This window comes from Pseudomonas kielensis (assembly GCF_014236655.1).
Lineage (GTDB): Bacteria > Pseudomonadota > Gammaproteobacteria > Pseudomonadales > Pseudomonadaceae > Aquipseudomonas > Aquipseudomonas kielensis.
This window is the reverse complement of record NZ_JACMYG010000025.1, coordinates 29,954-44,013: the sequence shown is the minus strand read 5'-3', so window position 1 is coordinate 44,013 and position 14,060 is coordinate 29,954. Positions and strand designations below refer to the sequence as shown.

Here is a 14,060-nt window from a genome sequence, read left to right as displayed (position 1 = left end):
CGGGCACTGGCCTGCGGCATGACAGCTTAGCTCAGGGGCACTGGCGTGACGGATCAGCGCTGATAGCAGGCCAGGAACATGTCCAGCGCCGACTCGATGACAGTGCTCTGCATCTCGGCGGACAGCGTCGGCTGGTTCATGGAGATCTGTGGCCAGAAGGCGAAGGCCTTGAGCATCCCATGCAACTGCTGCGCGGCGAACTCGGGATCGACCGGCTTGAGTGCGCCGTCAGCCTGGGCCGCACGAATCCAGGCGGTCAGGGCTTCCTCGCGCTCGCCGATGCGCAGGACCATGTCCTGGGCACGCTCGGGTGAATGGATGGTGGCGGCGATAGCCACTCGGGCCAGGTCGAGGAAGCTGTTGTCCGCCAACAGCGCCAGCTTGTCGCGCAGCAACTGCCTGAGCTGCTCGCGCAGCGGTTGCCCGGGGCTGTAGACGCTGTCTTCCTGGGCGCAAATGTTGGTCCACAAACGGTGGAGAATTTCGGCGAACAACTCTTCCTTGCTGGCAAAGTGGTTGTACACGGTGCGCTTGGATACCCCCGCCGTTGCGGCAATCTTGTCCATGCTGGTGATATCGAAACCGTTGCTACGGAATTCGCTGATCGCCGCCTGGACAATGGCTTCGCGTTTACGGTCGGTCAGGCGCTGGGGAGCTGTCATAAATACGCTTCGGCAGAGAGGGTGAGCACTTACACTCAGCAGTTTACTTATTCCAGGGTTTGTTGCAATCTAGAAACTACACCGTGCAGTGTAGTTGTGCGGTGAACAATCAGAGTCTTCGGCTGACGCGTGCGTGCATTGGCCCTTTATTGTCCAAAAAAGAAAATCACCGGCTACAGCGGTTTTTCTGGAGTCATTTGAACATGGCCACTTTCTCTTACCAGGCGGACAGCGCCACAGAATTGAAAACCTCACGCCAGGAGCAGGGCCGCTACCGCAACCCTGCCGCGGTACGCCAACCTGGCTTGCGCAAAACGGTGCAGATCTTCTGGAACATGTTGTTCAACAAGCCGCGCAATACCCGGCCAGCTGGAGCGATTCCGGTGCAGGGCCTGACTCGCGAGCAGTTGCACAGTGCCCCTAATCACAGCGTGTTCCGGCTAGGGCACTCCACTGTCCTGCTGAAACTGCGCGATAAGTACTGGCTGACCGACCCGGTCTTCGCCGAGCGTGCTTCCCCGGTACAGTGGGCCGGCCCCAAGCGCTTTCATCAGCCGCCGATCAGTCTTGATGAGTTGCCTGAGATCGAAGCGGTGATCTTGTCCCACGACCACTACGATCACCTCGACTATCAGACCGTCCTCAAACTGGCAGACAAGACCCGCCACTTCATCACACCGTTGGGCGTGGGTGAGACCTTGATCAAGTGGGGCGTCGATGCCAGCAAGGTGCGTCAACTCGACTGGTGGGAAGGCACGCAGATCAATGGGATTCATTTCATCGCCACTCCGTCCCAACACTTTTCCGGTCGTGGTCTGTTCGATGGCAACAGCACCCTCTGGGCTTCATGGGTCGTGATCGACAGCGACAAGCGCATCTTCTTCAGCGGTGACACCGGCTACTTCGACGGCTTCAAGGCGATCGGCGAACAGTTCGGGCCCTTCGACCTGACCCTGATGGAAACCGGTGCCTACAACGTCGAATGGCCACTGATCCACATGCAACCGGAACAAACCCTGCAAGCTCACATCGACCTCAAGGGGCGTTGGCTGTTGCCGATCCACAATGGCACCTTCGATTTGTCGATGCACGCCTGGCACGAACCCTTCGACCGTATCCTGGCCCTGGCCTGGGATCACAATGTGTCCATCACCACCCCGCAAATGGGTGAAGCCTTCAACCTCAACCAGCCGCTACACGGGCAGGCGTGGTGGCTTGAGGTTGAAGGGCAGGGTGAGCAGGCGGTTGCCAATGGTTAAGGTGGGCAACCGTTGAGTTGATCACTCGATCATCGCGAAATCCGCCCGCCCCACCGGATCCGGTGCCGACCCCCTGACGCCCATGCCCCGACCCGGGGCAAAGCCGGGAAAGAACACCAGGCCCTCGGCCTCCAACCGGTAGGCCAAGGCCAGGCGGGTGACGTCGAGCACTTCGGCGCCGGCTTCGAACCGCGCTATCGCGTCTACGCTGACCCCGGACTCGCGGGATAATTGCTCCAATGACCAATCCAGCATCGCACGGGCCTGTGCGCTGTGTTTGGGGGTGAACTGGAACAGGGCGATACGTTCAAGGGTGATTTTCATCGCAAGAGAGGCCATGGGTTTCTCCGGGCTCGAGAGTGGCAAAGCAATAAGTACTGTGTTTTTGTACAGTTGTTTTGCGCCCGGATCAAACTCATTTTTTGATTGATGCGATATCGCGCGGTCAAGGCAGGCGTTGGACGCCTGTCCCCGTACTCGATGCATTGCGCGTCACGGCGCGATCACTTGGCGTGCAACTGCGGCGCTTGCCGAATGATGAAGTGATCCAGATTCTCGATGTTGGCACTGAATACCCCGAATGTCTGGTCGGGGTTTTTCTTGCTCGGCACCTGCTTCAACTCCGGCGTCACGCCGTAGAAAAAGCAATACAGTTCCTGCTCGCTCTCGATGGCGTGCTTGATCTCCTCGAGGAACGCCTTGCGCTTGCGGTAGCTGTCGATCAGCTTCTTGCCCAGGTACAGGGTCACCGTGTAGGGCTTTTTCTCGAGCCAGGCCTTTTTCTCGAAGTCGATGCGAAAGCTCTGGGTGTAGTCCTTGATCTCCTTGATCCTGCCCCAGTAAATCAGGCCCTTGTTGTCCTGCAGGTATTCGATCTTCTTGAAGAACAAGGCGTAGGACGCCGTGTGCTCGCCAATCTTCAGGGGCATGCGCTTGAGCAGGTCCTTGTTCTCGAAATTGGATACGAAACACTCCACCGGATGGGCAAATACGCTGGTCTTGTCTGGCGCGGACTCTGCTGGCGGGTGCTCGACCTGGCGGATGGCCGGAGCCACTGGCAGCTGATCCTGCCCCCTGTCGGCAGGCACCTCGGCGCTGTCGGGATTGCGCACATACTGACGCCGGGTCAGTAGCAGTTCTGACGGAAAATGCTCCTCAACCCCGTCATCCGATTCCACTCCCTCGGCACTTGACGTCTTGAGGCTGACATACGGACAACCCTCCATATGCCGGGTGCTGGGCACATTCTTGAAGTGCGGCGTGCGGATGTAATTCACGCTCTTGGCATTGATCGTCCCCAACACATTGGCGGTGCCAAAGGCCGAACGACAGGCATCGTTGGGGCACTGGAAGTGTTCTTTCGCAGAGTCGAACGCCATCGTCTCGTCAAAATTCAGATCCCGCACGTCATAGATCGACAGCTTGGTGTCGAGGCTGAGGCAGTAGGCGAGGTCGAATTTCATGGCGGCTCGGGTCCTGGAGGGGAGGGGTATTAATAGCGGGATGCCCTGATGGTTTTCAACCCTGGTGCAGCGATGTCGGAGCGTGGCTTGCCCGCGATTGCGATTATCCGTGAAGCAATCAGGAATGGGCGCACAAAAAAGCCCTGGAGGCATTACGCATCCAGGGCTCTTTCAGATCATCGACTCAGCAGTGATGAGCGTCAGGAATCAATCCCAGCTCAACGCCCCGCCGGTCTGATACTCAATTACCCGAGTCTCGAAGAAGTTCTTCTCTTTCTTCAAGTCCATGATCTCGCTCATCCATGGGAATGGGTTAGTGGTACCTGGGTACTCTTCCTTCAAGCCGATCTGCGACAGACGACGGTTGGCGATGAACTTGAGGTAGTCCTCCATCATCGCGGCGTTCATGCCCAGTACGCCGCGCGGCATGGTGTCGCGTGCGTATTCGATTTCCAGTTGGGTGCCCTGCAGGATCATCTGGCTGGCTTCTTCCTTCATTTCGGCATCCCACAGGTGTGGGTTTTCGATCTTGATCTGGTTGATCACGTCGATGCCGAAGTTCAGGTGCATGGATTCGTCGCGCAGGATGTACTGGAACTGCTCGGCGACGCCGGTCATTTTGTTGCGTCGGCCCATGGAGAGGATCTGGGTGAAGCCGCAGTAGAAGAAGATGCCTTCCAGAACGCAGTAGTAGGCGATCAGGTTGCGCAGCAGCTCTTTGTCGGTTTCGACGGTGCCGGTTTCGAACTTTGGATCGGAGATCGAACGGGTGTACTTCAGGCCCCAGGTGGCTTTCTTCGCGACCGACGGGATCTCGTGGTACATGTTGAAGATCTCGCCTTCATCCATGGCCAGCGATTCGATGCAGTACTGGTAGGCGTGGGTATGGATCGCCTCTTCGAACGCCTGGCGCAGGATGTACTGGCGGCATTCCGGGTTGGTGATCAGGCGGTACACGGCCAGTACCAGGTTGTTGGCAACCAGGGAGTCGGCGGTGGAGAAGAAGCCCAGGTTGCGCATCACGATGCGGCGCTCGTCGTCGGTCAGACCTTCCGGGTTTTTCCAGAGGGCGATGTCGGCGGTCATGTTGACTTCTTGCGGCATCCAGTGGTTCGCGCAACCGTCCAGGTACTTCTGCCAGGCCCAGTCGTATTTGAACGGGACGAGTTGGTTGAGGTCGGCGCGGCAGTTGATCATGCGCTTCTCGTCGACCGCAACGCGGGCAGAGGCGCCTTCGAGTTCGGCCAGGCCTTCGGCGACGTCGAGTGTGTCGAGGGCGGCCTTGGCGCGAATGATCGCGGCCGAGTCGCTGGCGGTTACGGCGCGCGCTTCCAGCGCAGCAGCACCACCGGCGCTGTCGAGGCGGTCCATGTTGGCTTCTGTTGCGTGGCCAGCATTGGCGCCTTTGGCGACAACTTCGCCGTCTTCTTTATCGAATTCGTCCCAGCTCAGCATGACGTGTCGTCTCCTGCGTGAGGGCCAGTTGCCCGTGTGAAAACTCTGAAGGTCGGTTATTCACACGGCCTGGTGGCCGCGGTGGATCTAAAGGAATCGTTTGTTGCAGCGGTACGCAGGCAAAAAACAGAAATGTCTACGGGTGTCCTGAAGTCGCTGAAGGGCGGAGTCGACATGGTCAGCATCCGGCGATGGCTTCAGCATGGCTTTCACCCTCGTGTAAGGAGGTGTTGCAGGCCCGATTTACCGGCGCATTATAGGTGTTTTTTACGGCTTGTGGTGCGACGAAGTAGCCCAGTAAGCAGCCATGAGGTCTGCTTTTTCGGACAGAGCGAGAGTTTATGGGGCTTTGGCCGGCATAGATTTTTTTTGCCGGGTATCGGTAAATTTTTGCCAACAACAGTCAGCTGTCCCGCAAGCTCCGCGCAAAGCCCGCCGGGGCGGGTGTGCGGCTCAATAAAACATTGTGCGCGAGTCTTCCAGTTCGGCGCAGGGGATGGGCTTGTTCGGGTTGATCCCCAGCCGCTTGAAGGCGGGCAGGCTGCTGATATCGATCTGGGCCAGTGGGTGGTGGGTGCCCTGGTGGGCATGCACGGTTGCCACTTGCACCAGGTCGACGTAGTCGACAGCCGCGGGCTGGCGCTTGAGGTCCAGGTACTGGCCCGGCAGGTGGACCAGCATTTCCGGAAACTCCCAGACCTGCAGCAGCTTGTCGCCGAGCAGTGGGTGGATGCGCTCGATCACATGGTTGAGGCTGACCGGGTCCGAGAGCAGGTCGTAGTGGTCTTGGGCGTAGGTCAGGATCGGCAGCACGCCGATCTGGTGCACCAGGCCACCCAGCGCCGCCTGGTCGGGCTTGAGCTGGGTATGGCTGCGGCACAATGAATAGCTGATGCCGGCAATCTCCTGGCTCTTGCGCCAGACGTCGCGCATTTTCTGGCCGACCACATCGGAGCGGGCATGGAAGATCTGCTCGATGACCAGGCCGATGGCCAGGTTGCTGCTGTAGTTGATGCCCAGCCGGGTAATGGCCGTGTACAGGTCGGTGACTTCCTGGGCACCGCGCAGTAGGGGGCTGTTGACCACTTTGATCAGGCGCGCCGACAGGGCGGTGTCGCGGCCGATGACTTTACTCAGGGTGGTGACGCTGATATCCGGGTCTTCGGCGGCCCGGCGAATCTGCAGGGCCACTTCCGGTAACGTTGGCAGAACCAGGTCATCGTTATCGATGGCCTCAACCAAATCCTGTTGGACCTTTTCCGCCAGCTTGCTCATTTCTGTTCTCTAGGTGTTGCGACAAAATGCTGCAGATTAACGCTGGATCTCGCGATCGCGATCCAGTTGGTAAGGCAGGTCGAGCAGGTGCAGGGCCGGGCCTTCGGGCGCGCCCAAGTGCAGGTCGGCGCCTTCGGCGGCTTCGGCTTGCAGCACGGCCAGCAGTTCGATGCCTTGTTCGGCATGGGCGGCGAGGACCACTTCACCGATGGAGCTGCCGTGGGTCGGCGCGAACAGGGGGGTGCCTGGCTCGGGTAGTTCGCTGGCGTCCAGTTGCAGGCGATACAGGCGGCGCTTGAGTTTGCCCAGGTACTGCATGCGCGCGACGATTTCCTGGCCGGTGTAGCAGCCTTTCTTGAAGCTCACGCCGCCTACCGCCTGCAGGTTGAGCATTTGCGGAATGAACAGCTCGCGAGTGGCGGGCATTACCTGGCCGATGCCGGCGCGGATCTGGCCGAGCAGCCAATTGTTGAGGTTGCCTTGGGCGAGGGTGGTCGAGAGTTGCGTCGCCAGGTTCTGTGCCTGTGCGGCCGGGACCCAGAGCTCAGCGCGGCCAGGGGAGACCCGGATGGCGACCAGGCCGTCGTGGCGGGCGACCGAGTCGGTGTCTGGCGGCAGGTCGAGTCCCAGGGCCGTCAGTGCGGCATCGGCCTCGACCAGGCCAAAGCGAACCCAGGCGGCGCTTTCATCGGTGAGTTTGGACTTGGAGAACACGGCGTACTTTTTAAGGTCGGCCAGTTGCGGCTCCAGCAACTCGCTGGCCATTGCCAGCAACACCCCATCACCCTCCAGCACGATACGGAAGCTCGACTGCATGCGGCCCTTTTGGGTGCAGCGCGCGCCGAGGCTCGCCTGGGTGTCGCTCAGGTAGTTGAGGTTGCAGGTCAATTGGCCCTGAAGAAACTTGCTGGCATCGCTGCCGCGGACGGCGAGCACGCCTTCATGGGACAAGGTGCAGAAAAAAGCGGAATCAGCCATGGGTCATCGCAGGGTAAAAAGTCTGGAGGACATCATAAGGGGGCGCTCTGGAAATGGGTAGTTTACAAAAGCCTGGAGGTGCCCGACCAAAGCCGACTGTTCGACCGGGGCCGGGGCTGTATACTTGCGCTCTATTTGAGGAGCGCTCCATGGTCGAAGATGTTGAACTCAATCGCCTCTACTGGCACAGCCGCCGCGGCATGCTTGAACTTGACGTGTTGCTGGTGCCCTTTGTCAAAGAGGTTTATGCGCACCTGAACCAGGTCGATCGCGACTGCTACGTCAGGTTGCTCGAATGCGAAGACCAGGACATGTTTGGCTGGTTCATGGAGCGTTCCGAATCGGAAGATCCCGAGCTGCAGCGCATGGTCCGGATGATTCTGGATCGTGTCCAGCCCAAGTAGTTTCGAATGCCGCTGGCAGGCCTCACGGCAACTGCTGGCGGCCTATCTCCTGGCCCAGCTGTTCGCGCTGGGCTCGCTGTTTCTACTCGATATTCCCCTATGGCCCCGTCTGGCGGGTGTCTTGCTGTGCCTGGCGCACGGCGCCTGGGTGCTGCCGCGGCAGATTCTCCTGAACCATCCCTCAGCCTTCAGTGGCTTGCGTCGCGATGCCGATGGCTGGCAATTGTGGAGTCGGGCCGGTGGCTGGCAGGCAGTGCAGTTGCGCCCCGACAGCCTGGCCTTGCCGGCGATTGTGGTGCTGCGCTTTCGTTTGCGTGGCGAGTGGTGGCTGCGCTCGATCTGTGTGCCGCGCGATGCCCTGGCGCCGGATGTTCACCGGCGCCTGCGGGTACGGCTCAAGTTCAGTCGGCGTAGGTGGGCGGCACCAGGATAGTGTCCAGGGCTTGTGGCAACAGGTCCGGATAATCGAGGGTGTAGTGCAGGCCGCGGCTTTCCTTGCGTTCCATGGCTGACTGGATCATCAGTTCGGCTACCTGGGCCAGGTTGCGCAGCTCGATCAGGTCGCGGCTGACTTTATAGTTACTGTAGAACTCGTCGATCTCGTCCAGCAGCAGGCGCACGCGGTGCTGGGCGCGCTGCAGGCGCTTGTTGGTGCGCACGATGCCGACGTAGTCCCACATGAACCGACGCAGTTCATCCCAGTTGTGGGCGATGATCACGTCTTCGTCGGAGTCGGTGACCTGGCTGGCGTCCCAGATGGGCAGGGCGTTGGGGATCGACACCTGGGGCAGTTGCGCAAGGATGTCCGCGGCTGCCGAGCGGGCGTAGACGAAGCATTCGAGCAGCGAGTTGCTGGCCATGCGGTTGGCACCGTGCAGGCCGGTGAAGCTGGTTTCGCCAATGGCATAGAGGCCGGGGACGTCGGTGCGCCCCTGCTGGTCGACCATCACTCCGCCACAGGTGTAGTGCGCCGCCGGGACGACCGGGATCGGCTGGCGGGTAATGTCGATGGAGAACTCCAGGCAGCGCTCATAGACCGTCGGGAAGTGACTCTTGATGAAGGCTTCGGGTTTGTGGCTGATGTCCAGGTAGACGCAGTCGATCCCCAGGCGCTTCATTTCGTGGTCGATGGCCCGGGCCACGATGTCCCGTGGTGCCAGCTCGGCCCGTGGGTCGAAGCGCTGCATGAAACGCTCGCCGTTGGGCAGCTTGAGGTGCGCTCCCTCGCCGCGCAAGGCTTCGGTGATGAGGAAACTCTTGGCTTGCGGGTGGTACAGGCAGGTCGGGTGGAACTGGTTGAACTCCAGGTTGGCCACGCGGCAGCCCGAGCGCCAGGCCATGGCGATGCCGTCGCCACAAGCGCCGTCGGGGTTGCTGGTATAGAGGTAGACCTTGGCCGCGCCACCGGAGGCAAGGATCACGAACCGCGCGCCGTAGGTGTCGACCTGGCCGGTGCCGCGATTGAGCACATAAGCGCCAAGGCAGCGATCGCCTTCCAGGCCGAGGCGTTTTTCGGTGATCAGGTCAACGGCGACCCGTTGTTCCAGCAGTTCGATGTTCGGACGTAGCCGCGCTTGCGCCAGCAAGGTGTTGAAGATTGCAGCGCCGGTGGCATCGGCCGCGTGAATGATACGCCGATGGCTATGGCCACCCTCACGGGTCAGGTGGAATTCAAAACCGCCGTCTTCGGTGCCGGACTGTTCGTCGCGGGTGAAGGGCACGCCCTGGTCGATCAGCCACTGAATGGCTTCGCGGCTGTGCTCCACGGTGAACCGCACCGCGTCTTCGTGACACAAGCCACCGCCCGCGTTGAGGGTGTCATCGACATGGGATTCAACGGTGTCGGTGTCGTCCAGCACGGCGGCGACACCGCCCTGGGCCCAGTAGGTGGAACCGTTGGCGAGGTTGCCTTTGCTCAATACCGCAATGCGCAAATGATCAGGCAACGTCAGTGCCAGACTCAGACCGGCAGCGCCGCTGCCAATCACCAGAACATCGTGTTGAAACTGTTGGCTCATTTCAGGATTCCGCTCAAAGCGACCCGGGACGGGGTTGGCGCAAGACACCTGAATCGGCGAGTCGAGACAGCCACACAGCGCACTAGTATATAGAGGGGTGGATCGGCACAATAGCCGAGCCTTCGTGGCAATGTGAAACTACTGTGACGGAAAAGACGGATGTCTGTGTCGGGTGTTTTACCTCGTGAGGAGGCAAAATGCTTGGTTTTTCGGCGACAGAGCCTGCTTTTTCGCCTCGTGGTTGCACATTGTTGGTTTCGCCCGGCTATAAAGATTTGGAACTTTTGCCTAGGCTCCAAACTCAATAGAAGGTTGCCTGAAACAAGGGACGACGTCGGTTTCACGCAGGATCTGTGTTCCGGTCATTGCGTATGGATTCGACAACAAGATTATTCGCGCAGCCGGTCAAGCCGTGCTGCGTTTTTCGTGTGTGCCAAATCAGCGCGCGCCGGAAACTTGCTTGGAGGGGGAGAACTTTTGCGAAAAGCCCGAGTCTATGTTTGCAAGCCTGAACGATTAGCCATGCAAGCCTCCTCCGAGCTTATCGAGGAGTGTTCATGCTAACCCAGGAAGAGGATCAGCAGCTGGTCGAACGCGTTCAGCGCGGCGACAAGCGTGCTTTCGATCTGCTAGTGCTGAAATACCAGCACAAAATTCTCGGGTTGATCGTGCGTTTTGTGCACGACACCCATGAAGCCCAGGATGTTGCACAAGAGGCCTTTATCAAGGCTTACCGTGCGCTTGGAAATTTTCGCGGGGACAGCGCGTTTTATACGTGGCTTTACCGCATTGCCATCAACACGGCGAAGAACTATCTGGTTTCACGCGGCCGCCGGCCGCCGGATAGCGATGTCAGTTCTGAAGATGCGGAGTTCTACGACGGCGATCACGGCCTCAAGGATCTCGAGTCACCGGAACGCGCATTGCTGCGGGATGAGATCGAAGGCACCGTCCATCGAACCATTCAGCAATTGCCAGAAGATTTACGTACTGCGCTAACTTTACGTGAGTTTGATGGTCTGAGTTACGAGGACATTGCGAGCGTCATGCAATGTCCGGTGGGTACCGTGCGCTCCCGGATCTTTCGCGCTCGGGAGGCCATCGATAAAGCCCTGCAACCCCTGTTGCAGGAAAACTAAAGACAGCGGCGACAGCCAAGAGAGGAACGCCATGAGTCGGGAAGCCCTGCAGGAATCGCTGTCCGCAGTGATGGATAACGAAGCGGACGAACTGGAATTGCGTCGGGTGCTGAATGCCTTCGACGATGTTGAAACCCGCGAAACCTGGGCGCGTTACCAGATTGCCCGGGCAGTGATGCACAAGGACTTGCTGATCCCCCGTCTGGACCTGGCTTCGGCCGTCTCGCAAGCGCTGGCTGATGAAGCCGTGCCAGCGAAAGTCAGCCGTGGACCGTGGCGTAGCTTGGGCCGCCTGGCCGTTGCGGCATCCGTGACTGTTGCGGTGCTGGCAGGTGTGCGTCTGTACAACCAGGATGAGATCGCTGGCGTCGAATTGGCTCAGCAAAACACTCAACCGGGTCTGACCGTTCCTCAAGTCAAGGGCCCAGCCGTTTTGGCAGGCTACAATGAGAGTTCGCAAGCCACAGGGCCTATGGCCAATGGTGTCTTGCAAGGTCAGCCAGGCTGGCACGATCAGCGCCTGCCGGGTTATCTGCGTCAACATGCTCAACAAGCTGCACTCAAAGGTACTGAAAGTGCCCTGCCTTATGCTCGTGCAGCGAGCCAGGAAACCCGTTAAGGAGGATCATGCGCGCCATCCCTCTACTTACGCTTTTACTCAGTGGCTGGTTCGTTGTTCCAGCCCATGCCGATGAGGCTCAAGACTGGTTGAACCGTCTGAGCCAGGCCGAGCAACAGCAGAGCTTTCAAGGCACTTTCATTTACGAGCGTAACGGTAGTTTTTCTACCCACAACATCTGGCATCGTGTCCAGGATGGCAAAGTCCGCGAGCGTTTGCTGCAGCTCGACGGCTCGGCCCAGGAAGTCGTGCGTATTGATGGACGTACTCAATGCGTGAGCGGCAGCCTGGTGGCAGGGCTGGAGGACACTCCCGACTCGTCCGCTCGAGCACTTGACCCTCAAAAGCTGAAGAATTGGTACGAACTTGCCGTCATCGGCAAGTCGCGCGTGGCTGGACGGCCGGCGGTGATTGTTTCGCTGACGCCCCGTGACCAGCACCGTTACGGTTTTGAATTGCATCTGGATCGGGAATCCGGTCTGCCGCTCAAGTCCTTGCTGCTCAATGAAAAAGGCCAGTTGCTGGAGCGCTTCCAGTTTACCCGCCTGGACACTGCTGACGTGCCGGACGACCAGGACCTGCAGGCCAGTGACGAGTGCAAGATCGTGGCCCTGGACAGCAATAAGGCATCGGCGGCGAAGACGGCCCAGGCCTGGCACTCCGATTGGTTGCCGCCGGGGTTCGAGTTGACCAGCAGTAGCACCCACAAGGATCCGCAGACCAAGGTTCAGGTCAGTAGCCTGATGTATGACGACGGCCTGGCGCGTTTCTCGGTGTTCCTCGAGCCGCTCAATGGCGAAGTGGTCACGGATACCCGCACCCAGCTTGGCCCCACCGTAGCTGTTTCACGGCGCTTGACCACACCCGATGGTGAGATGATGGTGACCGTGGTGGGTGAGATTCCGATCGGCACCGCTGAACGGATCGCGCTGTCCATGCGCAGCGCCCCATCGACATCCAAGCAGTAATTCGATCCAGTGCCGCTCATCGAACGACGGGTGGGTTGGGGTAAAGGTCGATCATGGCTGGTTTCACAATCGAGATGTCGAAATGTTTGGTGAGCATTTCAGTTTGCAAAACTTCTTAAAATTTTCTATAGGTCAGAGCCCCTCGGCTCTGGCCTTGTATAGTTGTTCCCGGAACAAAAGTACCGATGGCTGTTCCCTGGTGTTTCTTGTTCCCTATCGCTTAACCATGCTCGTTGTAACGGGAGCCGTATGTCGATACCACGTTTAAAATCCTACCTGACTATTTTTGCCACCGTGTTGGTGCTGGGTCAGACCGTAGCTGCCCAGGCAGCCGAACTACCGGACTTCACCCAACTGGTCGAGCAGGCATCGCCTGCTGTGGTGAACATCAGTACCTCGCAAAAGCTGCCGGACCGCAAAGTGTCCAACCAGCAGATGCCTGACCTGGAAGGCTTGCCACCGATGCTGCGCGAGTTTTTCGAGCGCGGCATGCCGCCACAGCAGCGTTCCCCTGGCGGTGGCCGCCAGCGTGAAGCGCAATCCCTGGGGTCGGGCTTCATCATCTCCCCGGACGGCTACATCCTGACCAACAACCATGTGATCGCCGATGCCGACGAAATCCTCGTGCGCCTGGCGGACCGCAGTGAGCTCAAGGCCAAGTTGATCGGTACTGACCCACGTTCCGACGTGGCGCTGTTGAAAATCGAAGGCAAGGACCTGCCGGTGCTGAAACTGGGTAAATCCCAGGACCTCAAGGCCGGGCAATGGGTCGTCGCCATCGGTTCGCCGTTCGGCTTTGACCATACCGTGACCCAAGGCATCGTCAGCGCCATCGGCCGTAGCCTGCCGAACGAGAACTACGTACCGTTCATCCAGACCGACGTGCCGATCAACCCGGGTAACTCCGGTGGTCCGTTGTTCAACCTGGCGGGTGAAGTGGTAGGGATCAACTCCCAGATCTACACCCGCTCCGGCGGTTTCATGGGTGTCTCGTTCGCCATTCCGATCGATGTGGCCATGGACGTCTCCAACCAACTGAAAAACGGTGGCAAAGTCAGCCGTGGCTGGTTGGGTGTGGTGATCCAGGAAGTGAACAAGGATCTTGCCGAGTCCTTCGGTCTGGACAAGCCGGCCGGCGCGCTGGTGGCCCAGATCCAGGACGACGGTCCGGCAGCCAAGGGTGGCTTGCAGGTGGGTGACGTGATTCTGAGCATGAACGATCAGCCGATCGTCATGTCGGCGGACCTGCCGCACCTGGTGGGCGCCCTCAAGGCCGGCGCCAAGGCGAATCTTGAAGTGATTCGTGACGGCAAGCGCAAAAACGTCGAGCTGACGGTTGGCGCGATTCCGGAAGAGGGCAAGGAGCTGGATGCACTGGCCAAAAATGGTGTCGAGCGCAGCAGCAACCGCTTGGGCGTGGCCGTGATCGAGCTCAGCGATGAGCAGAAGAAAGCGTTCGACCTCAAGGGCGGCGTGGTGATCAAGGAAGTCCAGGACGGTCCTGCTTCGTTGATCGGCCTGCAGCCAGGCGATGTGATCACGCACCTGAACAATCAGGCGATCGTATCGGCCAAGGAGTTCACGGAGATCGCCAAGGCACTGCCGAAGAATCGTTCGGTGTCGATGCGGGTCCTGCGCCAAGGGCGGGCCAGCTTCATTACCTTCAAGCTGGCTGAATAAGTCGGTTGCAGCAGCACAAAGAACCGCCTCGATTGAGGCGGTTTTTTTCGTCTGGAGAATGCACCCCAGCCAACAATGCGCCGCCCATTGGCTGATCGCGTGCTTGCTTGGCTCCTGCGGTTTGCGCAGGCAAAAGAAAA

At 59.4% G+C, this 14,060-nt stretch carries 14 protein-coding genes; 7 read left to right on the top strand and 7 right to left on the bottom strand.

Annotated elements, in window-relative coordinates; all coding sequences use genetic code 11:
• Window positions 1–53 precede the first annotated feature (53 nt).
• Window positions 54–662, bottom strand: coding sequence for a TetR/AcrR family transcriptional regulator (locus tag H7995_RS20715; RefSeq protein ID WP_166589149.1), 609 nt, complete (start codon window positions 660–662; stop codon window positions 54–56).
• Between the two features lie 203 nt (window positions 663–865).
• Between H7995_RS20715 and H7995_RS20710 the strand changes: the two genes are divergently transcribed.
• A complete protein-coding gene (locus H7995_RS20710) occupies window positions 866–1,921 on the top strand; it encodes an MBL fold metallo-hydrolase (protein WP_166589148.1) in 1,056 nt (351 codons plus the stop codon).
• A 21-nt stretch (window positions 1,922–1,942) separates the two neighbouring features.
• Here H7995_RS20710 and H7995_RS20705 read toward each other — a convergent pair whose 3' ends face one another.
• From H7995_RS20705 to ygfZ, 5 genes are all read right to left on the bottom strand, one after another.
• Window positions 1,943–2,260 (bottom strand): helix-turn-helix domain-containing protein, encoded by a 318-nt coding sequence (locus tag H7995_RS20705; RefSeq protein WP_166589147.1) that lies wholly within the window; start codon window positions 2,258–2,260, stop codon window positions 1,943–1,945.
• 164 nt (window positions 2,261–2,424) lie between these two features.
• Window positions 2,425–3,384 (bottom strand): hypothetical protein, encoded by a 960-nt coding sequence (locus H7995_RS20700; RefSeq protein ID WP_182341897.1) that lies wholly within the window; start codon window positions 3,382–3,384, stop codon window positions 2,425–2,427.
• 207 nt (window positions 3,385–3,591) lie between these two features.
• Window positions 3,592–4,839 carry a ribonucleotide-diphosphate reductase subunit beta gene (locus tag H7995_RS20695; RefSeq protein WP_166589145.1) on the bottom strand — a complete coding sequence of 416 codons (1,248 nt, stop codon included), beginning with the start codon at window positions 4,837–4,839 and terminating at the stop codon, window positions 3,592–3,594.
• 453 nt (window positions 4,840–5,292) lie between these two features.
• Complete coding sequence (locus tag H7995_RS20690) at window positions 5,293–6,114, bottom strand: HDOD domain-containing protein (RefSeq protein WP_182341894.1); 822 nt, start codon at window positions 6,112–6,114, stop codon at window positions 5,293–5,295.
• Between the two features lie 36 nt (window positions 6,115–6,150).
• Complete coding sequence (gene ygfZ / locus H7995_RS20685) at window positions 6,151–7,092, bottom strand: CAF17-like 4Fe-4S cluster assembly/insertion protein YgfZ (protein ID WP_182341891.1); 942 nt, start codon at window positions 7,090–7,092, stop codon at window positions 6,151–6,153.
• Window positions 7,093–7,241: 149 nt separating this feature from the next.
• Between ygfZ and H7995_RS20680 the strand changes: the two genes are divergently transcribed.
• Together H7995_RS20680 and H7995_RS20675 are read left to right on the top strand one after the other, a co-directional pair.
• Entirely contained in the window at window positions 7,242–7,496 is a 255-nt protein-coding gene (locus tag H7995_RS20680) for an FAD assembly factor SdhE (RefSeq protein WP_095169761.1), read from the top strand.
• Window positions 7,480–7,929 carry a protein YgfX gene (locus tag H7995_RS20675; protein WP_166589142.1) on the top strand — a complete coding sequence of 150 codons (450 nt, stop codon included), beginning with the start codon at window positions 7,480–7,482 and terminating at the stop codon, window positions 7,927–7,929. Before H7995_RS20680 ends, H7995_RS20675 begins: the two co-directional genes overlap by 17 nt.
• On the opposite strand, the gene nadB is transcribed toward H7995_RS20675, so the two are convergent.
• Window positions 7,898–9,514 (bottom strand): L-aspartate oxidase, encoded by a 1,617-nt coding sequence (gene nadB / locus H7995_RS20670; RefSeq protein ID WP_185818788.1) that lies wholly within the window; start codon window positions 9,512–9,514, stop codon window positions 7,898–7,900. The genes H7995_RS20675 and nadB overlap by 32 nt on opposite strands.
• 557 nt (window positions 9,515–10,071) lie before the next feature.
• Here nadB and rpoE point away from each other — a divergent pair.
• The 4 genes from rpoE to H7995_RS20650 all read left to right on the top strand — a co-directional run bounded on the left by rpoE (window position 10,072) and on the right by H7995_RS20650 (window position 13,920).
• Window positions 10,072–10,653 (top strand): RNA polymerase sigma factor RpoE/AlgU, encoded by a 582-nt coding sequence (gene rpoE, locus H7995_RS20665; protein ID WP_003172477.1) that lies wholly within the window; start codon window positions 10,072–10,074, stop codon window positions 10,651–10,653.
• Between the two features lie 31 nt (window positions 10,654–10,684).
• Window positions 10,685–11,272 carry a sigma-E factor negative regulatory protein gene (locus tag H7995_RS20660; RefSeq protein ID WP_166589140.1) on the top strand — a complete coding sequence of 196 codons (588 nt, stop codon included), beginning with the start codon at window positions 10,685–10,687 and terminating at the stop codon, window positions 11,270–11,272.
• 8 nt (window positions 11,273–11,280) lie between these two features.
• Complete coding sequence (locus H7995_RS20655; protein WP_166589139.1) at window positions 11,281–12,240, top strand: MucB/RseB C-terminal domain-containing protein; 960 nt, start codon at window positions 11,281–11,283, stop codon at window positions 12,238–12,240.
• 249 nt (window positions 12,241–12,489) lie between these two features.
• Entirely contained in the window at window positions 12,490–13,920 is a 1,431-nt protein-coding gene (locus H7995_RS20650) for a DegQ family serine endoprotease (RefSeq protein WP_166589138.1), read from the top strand.
• Window positions 13,921–14,060 lie beyond the last annotated feature (140 nt).